Below are 15,327 nucleotides of genomic sequence, written 5' to 3' on the forward strand. Positions count from 1 at the left end.
ATAGCCCGGCACAGCTTGTCGGGCTATTTTTTTGCGAAATCGGTGGGAACTGTAGACTAAAGCGGTTGCTGTGCTAACTTTTCTGCGTTTAGATGTTATAAAAATGAAGCCATACCTGAAGAATGGTTATGTTTTGTACTTATTACCCAAGGGGCAATTGTGAAACTGGATGAAATCGCCCGGCTGGCCGGTGTCTCGCGAACCACCGCCAGCTATGTGATTAATGGTAAAGCGAAGCAGTATCGCGTTAGCGATAAGACTGTTGAAAAGGTGATGGCGGTTGTTCGTGAGCATAACTATCATCCGAATGCGGTCGCTGCCGGCTTGCGTGCAGGACGTACGCGCTCTATTGGTCTGGTTATTCCGGATCTGGAGAACACCAGCTATACGCGTATCGCCAATTACCTGGAGCGCCAGGCGCGTCAGCGTGGTTATCAACTGCTCATTGCCTGTTCCGAGGATCAACCGGATAACGAGATGCGCTGTATTGAGCATCTGCTGCAGCGCCAGGTCGATGCGATTATCGTCTCCACTTCGTTACCGCCTGAGCATCCGTTCTACCAGCGCTGGGCCAACGATTCGTTCCCGATTGTTGCCCTTGACCGCGCGCTCGATCGCGAACACTTTACCAGTGTCGTTGGCGCCGATCAGGATGACGCTGAAATGCTCGCGGCGGAATTACGCAAATTTCCGGCGGAAACGGTACTGTATCTTGGCGCATTGCCGGAGCTTTCGGTGAGCTTCCTGCGTGAGCAGGGATTTCGTACCGCGTGGAAGGACGATCCACGAGAGGTGCATTTCCTCTATGCAAACAGTTACGAACGTGAAGCGGCGGCGCAACTGTTCGAAAAGTGGCTGGAGACCCATCCTATGCCACAGGCGCTGTTTACGACTTCGTTTCCGCTGCTGCAGGGCGTAATGGATGTTGCGCTGCGCCGGGAAGGGAAATTGCCTTCTGAGCTGGCGATTGCCACTTTTGGCGATAATGAACTGCTGGATTTTCTCCAGTGTCCGGTGTTAGCCGTTGCTCAGCGCCATCGCGATGTTGCGGAACGCGTTCTGGAGATCGTGCTGGCCAGCCTGGATGAACCCCGTAAACCGAAACCGGGCTTGAGCCGTATCCGGCGTAATTTGTATCGTCGCGGCACGCTAAACCGCCGCTGAGCATTTGCGCTAATAGGTTACCAGGATTATGCGTAAAGCGTTCGCCAGACCGATGCGCGTCTGGCGATAATTCGGATGAATGGTGTAAAAATGGCAGGGTGAAGCATCTTTCAGATAAATCCTTAATCTTTCTGCCACCTTTTTTAATTTTATTCTTACGGCCAATTATTTTGCGCTTTTATTACTCGCTAAATGGATTGGCTAAACTGTTTGTATTATTTTGTTACACTCAATCGGCGCGTTGCTGAATTAATCCTCGTTTTCTCACTATTATGCTGGCCACGAACCCTGCCTCACGCTGTAAAAGGCCCTCTCAGGCGCTAACTGATGCTGTTAACCCGCATCAGAATGACCTAAAATGCCGCTCGCGTCGCAAACTGACACTTTAATATTTTCCTGCCGAAGATATTTTGCAGCTTTTAACTGTTACACGTTTGTTGGTTATTTTCTTACCGATATTCATAGCGTTAATTTGCCTCGTTTGTTGGTTGATTTTTCGTCAGGGCGAATATCGGCTGTAAATAATGGGTTTTTAGGCTCCGTTGGTATTCGTGCTAGCTTGACAAGCTTTTCCTCCGCTCCGTAAACTCCTTCTTGTGGGAATTTGTGGGATAAAGTGGCGAAAAGAGGTGAGGCTGGCATGTTCCGTGGGGCAACGTTAGTCAATCTCGACAGTAAAGGCCGTATGGCTATCCCGACGCGCTATCGCGACGGGCTGATCGAGGGCGCTTCCGGTCAACTGGTATGTACCATTGACCTCCATCACCCATGCCTGCTGCTTTACCCCTTGCCTGAATGGGAAATCATCGAGCAAAAATTGTCGCGTTTATCGAGCATGAATCCCGCTGAGCGGCGCGTACAGCGTCTGCTTCTGGGGCATGCCAGCGAATGTCAGATGGATAACGCCGGGCGCCTGTTGATAGCGCCGGTGCTGCGGCAACATGCCGGGCTGACAAAAGAAGTGATGCTGGTCGGGCAGTTCAACAAGTTTGAACTGTGGGACGAAACGACCTGGTATCAACGGGTCAAGGAAGATATTGACGCTGAGCAGTCCGCTTCCGGGGAACTGTCGGAGCGCCTGCAGGATTTGTCTTTGTAAATGATGGAAAATTTTAAACATACTACGGTCCTTCTGGATGAAGCCGTCAATGGTCTGAATATTCGTCCGAACGGTATCTACATTGATGGCACTTTTGGACGCGGTGGTCACTCGCGTCTGATTCTCTCCCGGCTGGGAGCGGAAGGACGCCTGCTGGCAATCGATCGTGACCCGCAGGCTATTGCCGTGGCAAAAACCATTGATGATCCTCGTTTTTCCATCGTTCATGGTCCTTTTTCACTGCTGGCTGACTATGTTGGCGAGCGCAATCTTACCGGTAAGATCGACGGTATTTTGCTCGATCTTGGCGTCTCATCACCGCAACTGGATGATGCGGAACGTGGTTTTTCGTTTATGCGCGATGGCCCGCTGGATATGCGTATGGATCCGACTCGCGGCCAGTCAGCCGCTGAGTGGTTACAAACCGCCGATGAAGCCGATATCGCCTGGGTGATAAAAACCTTTGGCGAAGAGCGTTTTGGCAAACGCATTGCGCGTGCGATTGTCGAGCGTAACCGTATTGAGCCGATGACGCGAACCAAAGAACTGGCGGAAGTGGTGGCGGCGGCAACGCCGGTAAAAGACAAATTCAAACATCCCGCGACCCGTACCTTCCAGGCGGTGCGCATTTGGGTGAACAGTGAACTGGAGGAGATAGAGCAGGCGCTAAAAAGCTCGCTCAGCGTGCTGGCCCCGGGAGGGCGGCTTTCCATCATCAGTTTCCACTCGCTGGAAGACCGTATTGTGAAGCGTTTTATGCGTGAGCAAAGCCGCGGTCCGCAGGTTCCCGCGGGGTTGCCGATGACGGAAGAGCAGCTCAAAAAACTGGGCGGCCGTGAGCTAAGAGCATTAGGCAAGTTGATGCCGGGCGAAGAAGAAGTGGCGGAAAATCCACGGGCCCGTAGTTCAGTGCTGCGTATTGCAGAGAGGACGAACGCATGATCGGCAGAGTGACAGAAGCCCTCAGTAAGGTTAAAGGATCGATAGGAAGCAACGAGCGCCATGCTTTGCCTGGCGTGATCGGAGACGATCTTCTGCGGTTTGGGAAACTGCCACTCTGCCTGTTCATTTGCATCATTATCACGGCGATTACGGTGGTGACGACGGCGCATCATACGCGCCTGTTAACTGCGCAGCGCGAACAGCTGGTTCTGGAGCGTGATGCGCTGGATATTGAATGGCGCAACCTGATCCTTGAAGAGAACGCGCTGGGCGATCACAGCCGGGTTGAGCGGATTGCGACGGAGAAATTACATATGCAACACGTCGATCCATCACAAGAAAATATCGTTGTACAGAAATAAGGATTATTGCGACGCATGAAAGCAGCGCCGAAAACGTTAAAAGCAAAACGTCAGGAAGAACAGGCCAACTTTGTTAGTTGGCGTTTTGCGTTGTTATGCGGCTGTATTCTGTTGGCGCTGGGTTTTCTGCTGGGCCGCGTGGCCTGGCTACAGGTGATTAGTCCCGACATGCTGGTGCGTCAGGGCGATATGCGTTCGCTGCGTGTGCAGGAAGTGTCCACCGCACGTGGGATGATAACCGATCGCTCCGGTCGTCCGCTGGCAGTGAGTGTGCCGGTGAAAGCGATTTGGGCCGATCCGAAAGAGTTGCATGATGCCGGCGGCGTCACGCTGGACAACCGTTGGAAGGCGCTGGCAGATGTGCTGAATATGCCGTTGGATCAGCTGGCTTCGCGTATCAATACCAATCCACGGATGCGCTTTATCTATCTGGCGCGCCAGGTTAATCCTGATATGGCCGATTACATCCGTAAGCTGAAGTTGCCGGGGATTCATCTGCGCGAAGAGTCCCGCCGTTACTATCCGTCAGGCGAAGTAACCGCTCACCTTATTGGTTTCACCAACGTCGACAGCCAGGGGATCGAAGGCGTTGAAAAGAGCTTTGATAAGTGGCTCACCGGTCAGCCTGGCGAACGTATTGTGCGTAAAGACCGCTATGGTCGTGTGATTGAGGATATCTCCTCTACCGATAGCCAGGCGGCGCATAACCTCGCGCTAAGCATTGACGAGCGTTTGCAGGCGCTGGTGTATCGCGAGCTGAACAACGCCGTGGCGTTTAACAAAGCGGAGTCGGGAAGCGCGGTACTGGTGGATGTTAACACCGGTGAAGTGCTGGCGATGGCTAATAGCCCATCCTATAACCCTAACAATTTCTCCGGAACCGCCAAAGATGCCATGCGTAATCGCGCCATTACCGACGTGTTTGAGCCGGGTTCAACGGTGAAGCCGATGGTAGTGATGACGGCGCTTCAGCGCGGTATTGTTAACGAAAATAGCGTGCTGAATACGATTCCTTATCGAATTAACGGTCACGAAATTAAAGACGTGGCGCGCTATAGCGAATTAACCCTGACCGGGGTACTACAGAAGTCGAGTAACGTCGGTGTTTCTAAGCTGGCGTTAGCGATGCCGTCCTCAGCGTTAGTGGATACTTACTCACGTTTTGGACTTGGAAAAGCGACCAATTTGGGGTTGGTCGGAGAACGCAGTGGCTTATACCCTCAAAAACAACGGTGGTCTGACATAGAGAGGGCCACCTTTTCTTTCGGCTATGGGCTAATGGTAACCCCGTTACAGTTAGCGCGAGTCTATGCGACGATCGGCAGTTATGGCATTTATCGCCCGCTGTCGATTACCAAAGTTGATCCCCCGGTTCCCGGAGAGCGCGTGTTCCCGGAATCCATCGTGCGTACCGTTGTTCATATGATGGAAAGCGTGGCGCTGCCAGGCGGCGGCGGCGTGAAGGCGGCCATCAAAGGCTATCGCATCGCCATTAAAACCGGTACGGCGAAAAAAGTCGGGCCGGATGGCCACTATATCAATAAATATATTGCTTACACCGCAGGCGTTGCGCCCGCCAGTCACCCACGCTTCGCGCTGGTGGTGGTGATCAACGATCCGCAGGCGGGTAAATACTACGGCGGCGCCGTTTCCGCGCCGGTCTTCGGTGCCATCATGGGAGGCGTGTTGCGTACCATGAACATTGAACCGGATGCGTTAGCAACGGCCGAAAAAAGTGAATTAGTGATTAATAAAGGCGAGGGGACAGGTGGCAGATCGTAATTTGCGCGACCTTCTCGCTCCGTGGGTGCCTGGCGCGCCGGAGCGAATTCTGCGAGAAATGACGCTGGACAGCCGGGTGGCGGCTTCTGGCGATCTTTTCATTGCGGTTTTAGGTCATCAGGCGGACGGGCGTCGTTATATCCCGCAGGCGATAGCGCAAGGTGTTGCTGCCATTATTGCTGAGGCCAAAGATGAGGCTAACGACGGTGAAATCCGTGAAATGCACGGCGTACCGGTCATTTATCTGAGCCAGCTCAATGAGCGTTTATCTGCGCTGGCCGGGCGCTTTTACCATCAACCTTCGGAGCAACTGCGCCTGGTCGGCGTAACCGGGACGAACGGCAAGACCACCACCACTCAACTGCTGGCGCAATGGGCGAAGCTACTCGGCGAAACCAGTGCGGTAATGGGCACAGTCGGGAATGGCCTGCTGGATAAAATCATCCCGACGGAAAATACCACCGGTTCGGCAGTCGATGTTCAACAGGTGCTTTCCCGCCTGGCGTCGCAGGGCGCGACCTTTGCCGCGATGGAGGTTTCCTCTCACGGTCTGGTACAGCACCGCGTCGCCGCGCTGAAGTTTGCTGCATCGATCTTTACCAACCTGAGCCGGGATCACCTTGATTATCATGGCGATATGGAGCATTACGAAGCGGCGAAATGGCTGCTCTATTCAACCCACCATTTTGGTCAGGCTATCGTCAATGCGGACGATGAAGTCGGCCGCCGCTGGTTAGCGAAACTGCCGGATGCGGTTGCTGTATCAATGGGAGAACACATTAATCCGAACTGCCGGGGACGCTGGCTCAAAGCAACCGCCGTAAACTATCACGACGGCGGCGCGACCATTCAGTTTGACTCCACCTGGGGCAAGGGGGAGATCGAAAGCCGCCTGATGGGCGCCTTTAACGTCAGTAATCTGTTACTGGCGTTGGCGACGCTGCTGGCGCTGGGTTATCCGTTGGCTGAGCTATTGAAAACGGCTCCTCGCCTGCAGCCGGTTTGCGGGCGAATGGAAGTGTTCAGCGCGCCGGGAAAACCGACAGTAGTGGTCGATTACGCCCACACGCCCGATGCGCTGGAAAAAGCGCTACAGGCGGCGCGTCTGCACTGCGCCGGTAAACTGTGGTGTGTGTTTGGCTGCGGCGGGGACCGCGACAAAGGCAAACGCCCGCTGATGGGCGCTATCGCGGAAGAATTCGCCGACATTGTTGTGGTCACCGATGACAACCCGCGCACCGAAGAGCCGCGGGCGATTATTAACGACATCCTCGCCGGTATGCTCGACGCGGGGCGTGCTAAAGCGGTTGAGGGGCGTGCCGAAGCGGTAACCAGTGCGGTGATGCAGGCGAAAGAAAGCGATGTGGTGCTGGTGGCGGGAAAAGGCCACGAAGATTACCAGATCGTTGGCAATCGCCGGCTTGATTATTCTGACCGCGTCACCGTTGCGCGTCTGCTGGGGACGGTCGCATGATTCGCTTGACTCTCAGCCAGCTTGCCGACATTACGCGCGGCGAACTGCACGGCGGCGATGTGGCGATTGATGAGGTCACGTCGGATACCCGTAAGATCACGGCTGGCTGCCTGTTTGTGGCACTGAAAGGTGAGCGCTTTGATGCCCATGATTTTGCCGACCAGGCAAAAGCCGCTGGCACCGGGGCATTGCTGGTCAGCCGTCAACTGGCGTGCGATTTGCCGCAGGTGGTGGTGAAGGATACCCGACAGGCCTTCGGCGAACTGGCGGCATGGGTGCGTCAGCAGGTTCCCGCGAGGGTCGTCGCGCTGACCGGTTCTTCCGGTAAAACCTCGGTCAAAGAGATGACCGCCGCGATTCTGAGCCAGTGCGGCAATACGCTGTATACCGCAGGCAACCTGAACAATGATATCGGCGTGCCAATGACGCTGCTGCGTCTGACTAAAGACCATGATTATGCGGTTATCGAGCTAGGTGCCAATCACCAGGGCGAAATTGCCTGGACCGTTAGCCTGACGCGACCTGAAGCGGCGTTAGTCAATAACCTGGCCGCCGCGCATCTTGAAGGTTTCGGCTCGCTGGAAGGTGTTGCGAAGGCCAAGGGCGAAATTTACACCGGTCTGCCCGTCAACGGTATTGCCATTATGAACGCCGATAACAATGACTGGCTGAACTGGCAAAGCGTGATTGGCGAACGTAAGACCTGGCGCTTCTCGCCGAACGCCGCCAATAGCGATTTCACCGCGACGAACGTTCGCGTGACCTCACGCGGTACAGAATTTACCGTGTGCACTCCAACGGGCAGCGTTGATGTCCTGCTGCCATTGCCGGGACGTCACAACATTGCCAATGCGCTGGCTGCCGCCGCGCTCTCGATGGCGGTGGGGGCGACCCATGCGGCGATTAAAGCCGGTTTGCAGGGGCTGAAAGCGGTGCCGGGAAGATTATTCCCGATCGCGTTGACCGATAGCCAGCTTCTGCTGGATGACTCCTACAACGCCAACGTCGGCTCAATGACCGCCGCGGTACAGGTGCTGTCAGAGATGCCGGGTTATCGGGTGCTGGTCGTTGGCGATATGGCCGAACTCGGTGCGGAAAGTCAGGCCTGCCATCGTCAGGTCGGTGAGGCGGCGAAAGCGGGCGGGATCGATCGCGTATTAAGCGTTGGTACATTGAGCGCAGCCATTAGCGACGCCAGCGGCGTCGGCGAACACGTTAGCGATAAAACGCAGCTGGTGACGCGACTACAAGAATTGATGTCAGAACACAAAATTATGACCATTTTAGTGAAGGGTTCACGTAGTGCCGCCATGGAAGAGGTAGTACGCGCATTACAGGAGAACGGAACATGTTAGTATGGCTGGCCGAGCATCTGGTCAAATATTATTCCGGCTTTAACGTCTTTTCCTACCTGACGTTTCGTGCCATTGTCAGCCTGCTGACCGCGCTGTTCATCTCTTTGTGGATGGGCCCGCGGATGATCGCCCGTCTGCAAAAACTCTCTTTCGGCCAGGTGGTGCGTAACGATGGCCCGGAATCACACTTTAGCAAGCGCGGCACGCCAACCATGGGCGGGATCATGATCCTGACCGCCATTGTCGTTTCCGTTCTGCTGTGGGCCTATCCATCCAATCCTTATGTCTGGTGTGTGCTGACGGTACTGGTCGGCTACGGCGTTATCGGTTTCGTTGATGACTATCGCAAAGTGGTGCGTAAAGACACCAAGGGTCTGATCGCCCGCTGGAAATACTTCTGGATGTCGGTGATTGCGTTAGGCGTCGCCTTCGCGCTGTATATGGCGGGTAAAGAGACGCCCGCCACGCAACTGGTGGTGCCATTCTTTAAAGACGTGATGCCGCAGTTGGGGCTGTTCTATATCCTGCTGGCCTATTTTGTCATCGTCGGTACCGGCAACGCGGTCAACCTGACCGATGGTCTCGACGGGCTGGCGATTATGCCGACCGTATTTGTTGCCGCCGGGTTCGCGCTGGTGGCCTGGGCCACCGGTAACATGAACTTTGCTAACTATCTGCATATTCCCTATTTGCGTCACGCCGGTGAGCTGGTGATTGTCTGTACGGCAATTGTCGGCGCCGGTCTCGGTTTTCTTTGGTTTAACACCTATCCGGCGCAGGTCTTTATGGGAGACGTTGGGTCGCTGGCGCTGGGCGGCGCACTGGGGATTATCGCTGTGCTGCTGCGCCAGGAGTTCTTGCTGGTGATTATGGGGGGCGTTTTCGTCGTTGAAACATTGTCGGTGATTCTGCAGGTCGGCTCCTTCAAGCTGCGCGGTCAGCGCATCTTCCGTATGGCGCCGATTCACCATCACTATGAATTGAAAGGCTGGCCGGAACCGCGCGTTATTGTGCGCTTCTGGATTATTTCGCTGATGCTGGTGCTGATTGGCCTGGCGACGCTGAAGGTACGTTAAACATGGCAGATTATCAGGGTAAAAAAGTCGTCATTATTGGGCTGGGCATGACCGGCCTGTCGTGCGTGGACTTTTTCATGTCTCGCGGCGTGACGCCGCGGGTAATGGATACCCGTGTCGCGCCTGCCGGGCTGGATAAACTGCCGGAAGCCGTTGAGCGCTATGTCGGCGGTCTGAACGATGACTGGCTGCTGGCGGCGGACCTGATTGTCGCCAGCCCTGGCATCGCGCTGGCGCATCCTTCCCTGAGTGCTGCGGCAGATGCTGGGGTGGAGATCGTCGGCGATATCGAACTGTTCTGCCGTGAGGCGCAGGCGCCAATCGTCGCGATTACCGGCTCTAATGGCAAAAGTACCGTGACCACTCTGGTCGGCGAAATGGCGAAAGCGGCGGGCGTCAATGTCGGTGTAGGGGGCAATATTGGTCTCCCTGCGCTGATGCTGTTGGCCCCTGAACGTGAACTGTATGTACTGGAACTTTCCAGTTTCCAACTGGAAACCACCTTCAGTCTGCGGGCGGTAGCGGCGACGATCCTCAACGTTACCGAAGATCATATGGACCGCTATCCGTTGGGGCTGCAGCAGTACCGTGCCGCTAAGTTGGGCATTTATGAGCATGCCCGGGCCTGCATCGTTAATGCTGATGATGCCTTAACCATGCCGGTACGCGGCGCTGATGAGCGCTGCATCAGCTTCGGCGTTGACGTTGGCGATTATCATCTGAACCGCCAGCAGGGAGAAACCTGGCTGCGCGTAAAAGGTGAGAAAGTACTCAACGTTAAAGAGATGAAAATTAGCGGTCAACACAATTACAGCAATGCCCTGGCGGCATTAGCGCTGGCCGATGCCGCAGGCCTGCCGCGCGCCAGCAGCCTGAAAGCGTTGACCACATTTACCGGGCTGGCGCATCGCTTTCAACTGGCGCTGGAACATAACGGCGTGCGCTGGATCAATGATTCCAAAGCCACTAACGTCGGCAGTACCGAAGCGGCGCTCAATGGCCTGCATATCGATGGCACGCTGTATCTGTTGCTGGGGGGCGATGGGAAATCCGCCGATTTCACTCCGTTAAGCCGCTATCTGACAGGGGAAAATATCCGGCTGTACTGCTTTGGCCGCGATGGCGCGCAGCTGGCGGCGCTGCGCCCGGAGGTTGCTGTGCAGACGGAAACCATGGAACAGGCAATGCGCCTGATCGCTCCTCAGGTCGTTGCCGGCGATATGGTGCTGCTGTCGCCGGCGTGCGCCAGCCTCGATCAGTTTAAGAACTTTGAACAACGCGGCGATGTTTTTGCCCGTCTGGCGAAGGAGTTAGGCTGATGCGTTTATCACTCCCGCGCCTGAAAATACCGCGACTGAGACTGCCGGGAATGTCTATTTTCGCCTGGCTGTTCGCCGCGCTGAAAGGGTGGGTGATGGGTTCGCGTCCGAAGGACAGCGATAGCCTGGTGATGTACGATCGCGTGCTGCTGTGGCTGACCTTTGGCCTGGCGGCAATCGGTTTCATTATGGTGACCTCGGCCTCGATGCCGGTAGGACAGCGTCTGGCCAACGATCCGTTTCTGTTTGCCAAACGTGATGGTTTATACATTCTGCTGGCGTTGGGGCTGGCGATGGTGACGCTGCGCCTGCCAATGGAGTTTTGGCAGCGCTACAGTACCGCGATGCTGATCGCCTCTATCGTGATGCTGTTGATCGTTTTAGTGGTCGGCAGCTCGGTTAACGGCGCGTCGCGCTGGATTGCACTGGGGCCGTTACGTATTCAGCCTGCGGAGTTTACCAAGCTGTCACTGTTCTGCTACATCGCCAACTACCTGGTGCGTAAGGCTGATGAAGTTCGTAATAATCTGCGCGGCTTCCTCAAGCCGATGGGCGTGATTTTTGTGCTGGCGATTTTGCTGCTGGCGCAGCCCGATCTCGGTACAGTCGTCGTGCTGTTTGTGACCACTCTGGCCATGCTGTTTCTTGCGGGCGCCAAGCTGTGGCAGTTTATCGCGATTATTGGTATGGGCATTTCTGCAGTGGTGCTGCTGATCCTCGCCGAGCCGTATCGTATTCGCCGTGTCACCTCTTTCTGGAATCCGTGGGAAGATCCGTTCGGCAGCGGTTACCAGTTAACTCAGTCGCTGATGGCTTTTGGTCGTGGTGAGATGTGGGGGCAGGGCCTCGGCAACTCAGTACAGAAACTGGAGTATTTGCCTGAAGCGCATACCGATTTCATCTTCGCCATTATCGGTGAAGAACTCGGTTATATCGGTGTGGTTCTTGCGCTTTTAATGGTATTCTTCGTCGCTTTTCGCGCCATGTCCATTGGGCGTAAAGCGCTGGAAATCGACCATCGTTTCTCCGGTTTTCTGGCCTGCGCCATTGGCATCTGGTTTAGCTTTCAGGCGCTGGTTAATGTCGGCGCGGCGGCGGGTATGTTGCCGACCAAAGGTCTGACGTTACCGCTGATTAGCTACGGTGGTTCGAGTTTGTTGATTATGTCGACGGCCATCATGTTGTTGTTACGTATTGATTATGAAACGCGTCTGGAAAAAGCCCAGGCGTTTACACGGGGTGTGAGATGAGCGGTCAGGAAAAGCGGTTAATGGTGATGGCGGGCGGTACCGGCGGGCATGTGTTCCCGGGACTGGCCGTTGCGCACCATTTAATGGACCAGGGCTGGCACGTTCGCTGGCTGGGTACCGCGGATCGTATGGAAGCGGATTTAGTGCCGAAGCACGGTATTGACATTGATTTTATTCAGATTTCTGGTCTGCGAGGCAAAGGTCTGAAAGCGCTACTGCTGGCGCCGCTCCGTATTTTCAACGCCTGGCGCCAGGCTCGGGCGATTATGCAGCGTTTTAAGCCGGATGTGGTGCTGGGCATGGGCGGATATGTTTCCGGGCCTGGCGGTCTGGCTGCATGGTCGTTGGGGATCCCGGTTGTGCTGCATGAGCAAAACGGTATTGCCGGGTTGACCAATAAATGGCTGGCGAAAATTGCCAAAAAGGTGATGCAGGCGTTTCCCGGCGCTTTTCCCCATGCCGATGTCGTCGGTAACCCGGTGCGCACGGATGTGCTGGCGCTGCCGCTGCCGGAGCTGCGCTTGATCGGGCGTCAAGGGCCGACGCGCGTATTAGTGATAGGCGGTTCGCAGGGCGCGCGCGTGCTCAACCAGACGATGCCGCAGGTGGCGGCGAAGCTGGGATCTGCCGTGACCATCTGGCACCAGAGCGGCAAAGGTGGCGAGGAAACCGTGCAGCAGGCATATGCCGATGCCGGCCAGCCGCAGCATAAAGTGACCGAATTTATTGATGACATGGCGGCAGCTTATGCCTGGGCCGATGTTGTTGTGTGTCGTTCCGGCGCGTTGACGGTGAGTGAAATTGCCGCCGCGGGGTTACCGGCGCTGTTTGTGCCTTTTCAGCACAAAGATCGTCAGCAGTACTGGAATGCACTGCCGCTGGAGAAAGCGGGCGCAGCAAAGATCCTTGAACAACCGCAGTTTACCGTGGATGCCGTCGCCCGGATCCTGGCCAGTTGGGATCGGGAAACGCTGCTGGATATGGCGGAGCGAGCGCGTAGAGCCTCGATTCCGGACGCTACCGAGCGGGTAGCAGAAGAAGTGAGCGCCGCAGCACTGGCGCGCTAATCGCGGTGAATATCACCGTCCGAATAAAGAAGTTGATGGCGTAAAGAATGAATACACAAGATCTGGCAAAACTCCGTTCCATCGTGCCCGAGATGCGTCGCGTCCGGCACATTCACTTTGTTGGCATTGGTGGTGCCGGCATGGGCGGTATTGCCGAAGTTCTGGCTAACGAAGGTTATCAGATTAGCGGCTCCGATCTGGCGCCGAACCCGGTAACCCAGCAGTTGACCCGGCTTGGCGCCACGATTTATTTCAACCATCGCCCTGAGAACGTGCGCGATGCGAGCGTGGTTGTTGTTTCCAGCGCGATTTCTGCGGATAACCCGGAAATTGTCGCTGCTCATGAAGCGCGTATTCCGGTGATTCGTCGCGCCGAGATGCTGGCGGAATTGATGCGTTTTCGTCACGGTATTGCCATTGCCGGGACGCACGGAAAAACCACGACGACGGCGATGGTATCGAGCATTTATGCAGAGGCGGGGCTTGATCCCACCTTTGTTAACGGCGGACTGGTGAAAGCCGCGGGCGTGCATGCGCGCCTGGGGAATAGCCGTTATCTGATCGCTGAAGCGGATGAGAGCGACGCTTCGTTCCTGCATTTGCAGCCGATGGTCGCTATCGTGACGAATATCGAAGCCGATCATATGGATACTTACCACGGCGACTTCGAAAATCTGAAGCAGACGTTTATTAACTTCCTGCACAATCTGCCGTTCTACGGACGCGCGGTGATGTGCGTGGACGATCCGGTTATCCGTGAACTGCTGCCGCGCGTTGGTCGCCAGATCACGACCTACGGATTCAGCGATGATGCTGATGTGCGCGTTGAAGATTATCGCCAGATCGGCGCTCAGGGGCATTTCCGTCTGGTGCGCCAGGACAGAGACGTTATCCAGGTGACGCTGAACGCACCGGGGCGTCATAACGCACTGAACGCGGCTGCGGCGGTTGCCGTTGCGACGGAAGAGGGCATTGACGATGTCGCCATCCTGCATGCGCTGGAAAACTTCCAGGGAACCGGACGTCGTTTTGATTTCCTTGGCGAATATCCGTTAGCTGCGGTGAACGGTAAAGATGGCACCGCCATGCTGATTGATGATTATGGCCATCATCCGACGGAAGTTGACGCTACCATTAAAGCGGCACGCGCGGGCTGGCCGGATAAACATCTGGTGATGCTGTTTCAGCCGCACCGTTTTACCCGTACGCGCGATCTGTACGACGATTTCGCCAACGTGCTAACTCAGGTTGATGCTTTGCTGATGCTGGATGTCTATCCAGCCGGAGAAGCCGCTATCCCAGGTGCGGATAGCCGTTCGCTGTGCCGCACGATTCGCGGGCGCGGGAAAGTGGATCCGATTCTGGTTTCAGATCCGAACCAGGCGGCGGAAATGCTGGCTTCCGTATTGACCGGCAACGATCTGGTGCTGGTTCAGGGCGCGGGAAATATCGGTAAAATCGCCCGCCATCTGGCTGAAATTAAATTGCAACCGCAGAAAACGCCGGAGGAGCGCCATGGCTGATAGAATCGCCGTTCTCTTTGGTGGGACTTCGGCTGAACGTGATGTTTCGCTCAAGTCAGGCTCGGCTGTGCTGGCCGCTTTGCGTGATGCTGGCGTTGATGCGTATCCTGTCGATCCGCGCGATGTTGATATTACCCAATTGAAAAATATGGGATTTCAGAAAGCGTTTATTGCGCTGCATGGTCGTGGTGGTGAAGATGGGACATTGCAGGGGCTGCTGGAATTGATTCAACTGCCTTATACCGGTAGTGGCGTGATGGCCTCGGCGATTTCAATGGATAAGTTGCGCAGCAAATTGCTGTGGCAGGGGGCTGGCTTACCCGTTGCGCCATGGGTGACCGTGACGGGAAAACAATTTAATGCAGGGCTGTCCCCTGAAGTTGAACAGCAAATTTCGGCGCTTGGTCTGCCGCTGGTTGTTAAACCCAGCCGGGAAGGCTCAAGCGTTGGTATGTCGATAGTGAGTGAAAGTTGTGCATTGCAAGCCGCATTGACGCTGGCTTTTCAGCACGATGACGAAGTTTTAATTGAAAAATGGCTCAGTGGGCCTGAATTTACCGTCGCTATCCTTGGAGAAGACATTTTACCGTCAATACGTATCCTGGCGGCTGGAACCTTCTATGATTATGAGGCGAAGTATCTTTCTGATGAGACACAATATTTCTGTCCTGGTCTTGAAGATCCTGCCCGCGAGTCCGAAATCAAGACGCTGGCGCAAAAAGCCTGGGATAGTTTTGGCTGTCGCGGATGGGGGCGAATTGACGTGATGATGGACAGCGATGGTCAGTTTTATCTGCTGGAAGCAAACACATCTCCTGGCATGACCAGCCATAGTCTGGTGCCAATGGCGGCGCGCCAGGCAGGGATGAGCTTCTCGCAGCTTGTTGTTCGAATTTTGGACCTGGCGGGGTGAT

Annotated in this window: 13 protein-coding genes; all 13 read left to right on the forward strand. The window is 55.5% G+C overall.

From position 1 onward, the window contains the following. Window positions 1-159: 159 nt before the first annotated feature. Window positions 160-1,164 carry a catabolite repressor/activator gene (gene cra, locus FE839_RS16940; RefSeq protein WP_138361947.1) on the forward strand — a complete coding sequence of 335 codons (1,005 nt, stop codon included), beginning with the start codon at window positions 160-162 and terminating at the stop codon, window positions 1,162-1,164. A gap of 640 nt (window positions 1,165-1,804) precedes the next feature. Beyond that, window positions 1,805-2,263 (forward strand): division/cell wall cluster transcriptional repressor MraZ, encoded by a 459-nt coding sequence (gene mraZ, locus FE839_RS16945; RefSeq protein WP_138361948.1) that lies wholly within the window; start codon window positions 1,805-1,807, stop codon window positions 2,261-2,263. After that, window positions 2,264-3,205, forward strand: coding sequence for a 16S rRNA (cytosine(1402)-N(4))-methyltransferase RsmH (gene rsmH / locus FE839_RS16950; protein ID WP_138361949.1), 942 nt, complete (start codon window positions 2,264-2,266; stop codon window positions 3,203-3,205). It begins immediately after the preceding gene. Next, window positions 3,202-3,567 carry a cell division protein FtsL gene (gene ftsL, locus FE839_RS16955; protein ID WP_138361950.1) on the forward strand — a complete coding sequence of 122 codons (366 nt, stop codon included), beginning with the start codon at window positions 3,202-3,204 and terminating at the stop codon, window positions 3,565-3,567. The genes rsmH and ftsL overlap by 4 nt, the downstream gene beginning before the upstream one ends. A gap of 15 nt (window positions 3,568-3,582) precedes the next feature. Then, the gene (locus FE839_RS16960) at window positions 3,583-5,349 is read left to right on the forward strand and encodes a peptidoglycan glycosyltransferase FtsI (RefSeq protein ID WP_138361951.1); all 1,767 of its coding nucleotides are present in this window, start codon (window positions 3,583-3,585) and stop codon (window positions 5,347-5,349) included. Next, entirely contained in the window at window positions 5,336-6,823 is a 1,488-nt protein-coding gene (gene murE, locus FE839_RS16965) for a UDP-N-acetylmuramoyl-L-alanyl-D-glutamate--2,6-diaminopimelate ligase (protein WP_138361952.1), read from the forward strand. The genes FE839_RS16960 and murE overlap by 14 nt, the downstream gene beginning before the upstream one ends. Beyond that, complete coding sequence (gene murF / locus FE839_RS16970; protein WP_138361953.1) at window positions 6,820-8,178, forward strand: UDP-N-acetylmuramoyl-tripeptide--D-alanyl-D-alanine ligase; 1,359 nt, start codon at window positions 6,820-6,822, stop codon at window positions 8,176-8,178. Before murE ends, murF begins: the two co-directional genes overlap by 4 nt. Further along, complete coding sequence (gene mraY / locus FE839_RS16975; RefSeq protein ID WP_138361954.1) at window positions 8,172-9,254, forward strand: phospho-N-acetylmuramoyl-pentapeptide-transferase; 1,083 nt, start codon at window positions 8,172-8,174, stop codon at window positions 9,252-9,254. The genes murF and mraY overlap by 7 nt, the downstream gene beginning before the upstream one ends. A 2-nt stretch (window positions 9,255-9,256) precedes the next feature. Then, window positions 9,257-10,573: a UDP-N-acetylmuramoyl-L-alanine--D-glutamate ligase gene (gene murD, locus FE839_RS16980; RefSeq protein ID WP_138361955.1), complete on the forward strand. Its 1,317-nt coding sequence runs from the start codon at window positions 9,257-9,259 to the stop codon at window positions 10,571-10,573. After that, window positions 10,573-11,823: a cell division protein FtsW gene (gene ftsW, locus FE839_RS16985; RefSeq protein WP_138361956.1), complete on the forward strand. Its 1,251-nt coding sequence runs from the start codon at window positions 10,573-10,575 to the stop codon at window positions 11,821-11,823. Before murD ends, ftsW begins: the two co-directional genes overlap by 1 nt. Then, window positions 11,820-12,890, forward strand: coding sequence for an undecaprenyldiphospho-muramoylpentapeptide beta-N-acetylglucosaminyltransferase (gene murG / locus FE839_RS16990; protein WP_138361957.1), 1,071 nt, complete (start codon window positions 11,820-11,822; stop codon window positions 12,888-12,890). Before ftsW ends, murG begins: the two co-directional genes overlap by 4 nt. 47 nt (window positions 12,891-12,937) lie before the next feature. After that, window positions 12,938-14,413, forward strand: a complete 1,476-nt coding sequence (gene murC, locus FE839_RS16995; protein WP_138361958.1) for a UDP-N-acetylmuramate--L-alanine ligase — start codon at window positions 12,938-12,940, stop codon at window positions 14,411-14,413. Continuing rightward, window positions 14,406-15,326: a D-alanine--D-alanine ligase gene (locus tag FE839_RS17000; RefSeq protein ID WP_138361959.1), complete on the forward strand. Its 921-nt coding sequence runs from the start codon at window positions 14,406-14,408 to the stop codon at window positions 15,324-15,326. Before murC ends, FE839_RS17000 begins: the two co-directional genes overlap by 8 nt. Window position 15,327 lies beyond the last annotated feature (1 nt).

It is taken from the genome of Klebsiella indica, assembly GCF_005860775.1.
GTDB lineage: Bacteria > Pseudomonadota > Gammaproteobacteria > Enterobacterales > Enterobacteriaceae > Klebsiella > Klebsiella indica.

Bases quoted from the DNA above. Each gene is read 5' to 3' on its own strand.
- mraZ (WP_138361948.1), top strand. From the start codon at position 1,805: ATGTTCCGTGGGGCAACGTTAGTCAATCTCGACAGTAAAGGCCGTATG.
- rsmH (WP_138361949.1), top strand. From the start codon at position 2,264: ATGATGGAAAATTTTAAACATACTACGGTCCTTCTGGATGAAGCCGTC.
- ftsL (WP_138361950.1), top strand. From the start codon at position 3,202: ATGATCGGCAGAGTGACAGAAGCCCTCAGTAAGGTTAAAGGATCGATA.
- FE839_RS16960 (WP_138361951.1), top strand. From the start codon at position 3,583: ATGAAAGCAGCGCCGAAAACGTTAAAAGCAAAACGTCAGGAAGAACAG.
- murF (WP_138361953.1), top strand. From the start codon at position 6,820: ATGATTCGCTTGACTCTCAGCCAGCTTGCCGACATTACGCGCGGCGAA.
- mraY (WP_138361954.1), top strand. From the start codon at position 8,172: ATGTTAGTATGGCTGGCCGAGCATCTGGTCAAATATTATTCCGGCTTT.
- murD (WP_138361955.1), top strand. From the start codon at position 9,257: ATGGCAGATTATCAGGGTAAAAAAGTCGTCATTATTGGGCTGGGCATG.
- ftsW (WP_138361956.1), top strand. From the start codon at position 10,573: ATGCGTTTATCACTCCCGCGCCTGAAAATACCGCGACTGAGACTGCCG.
- murG (WP_138361957.1), top strand. From the start codon at position 11,820: ATGAGCGGTCAGGAAAAGCGGTTAATGGTGATGGCGGGCGGTACCGGC.
- murC (WP_138361958.1), top strand. From the start codon at position 12,938: ATGAATACACAAGATCTGGCAAAACTCCGTTCCATCGTGCCCGAGATG.
- FE839_RS17000 (WP_138361959.1), top strand. From the start codon at position 14,406: ATGGCTGATAGAATCGCCGTTCTCTTTGGTGGGACTTCGGCTGAACGT.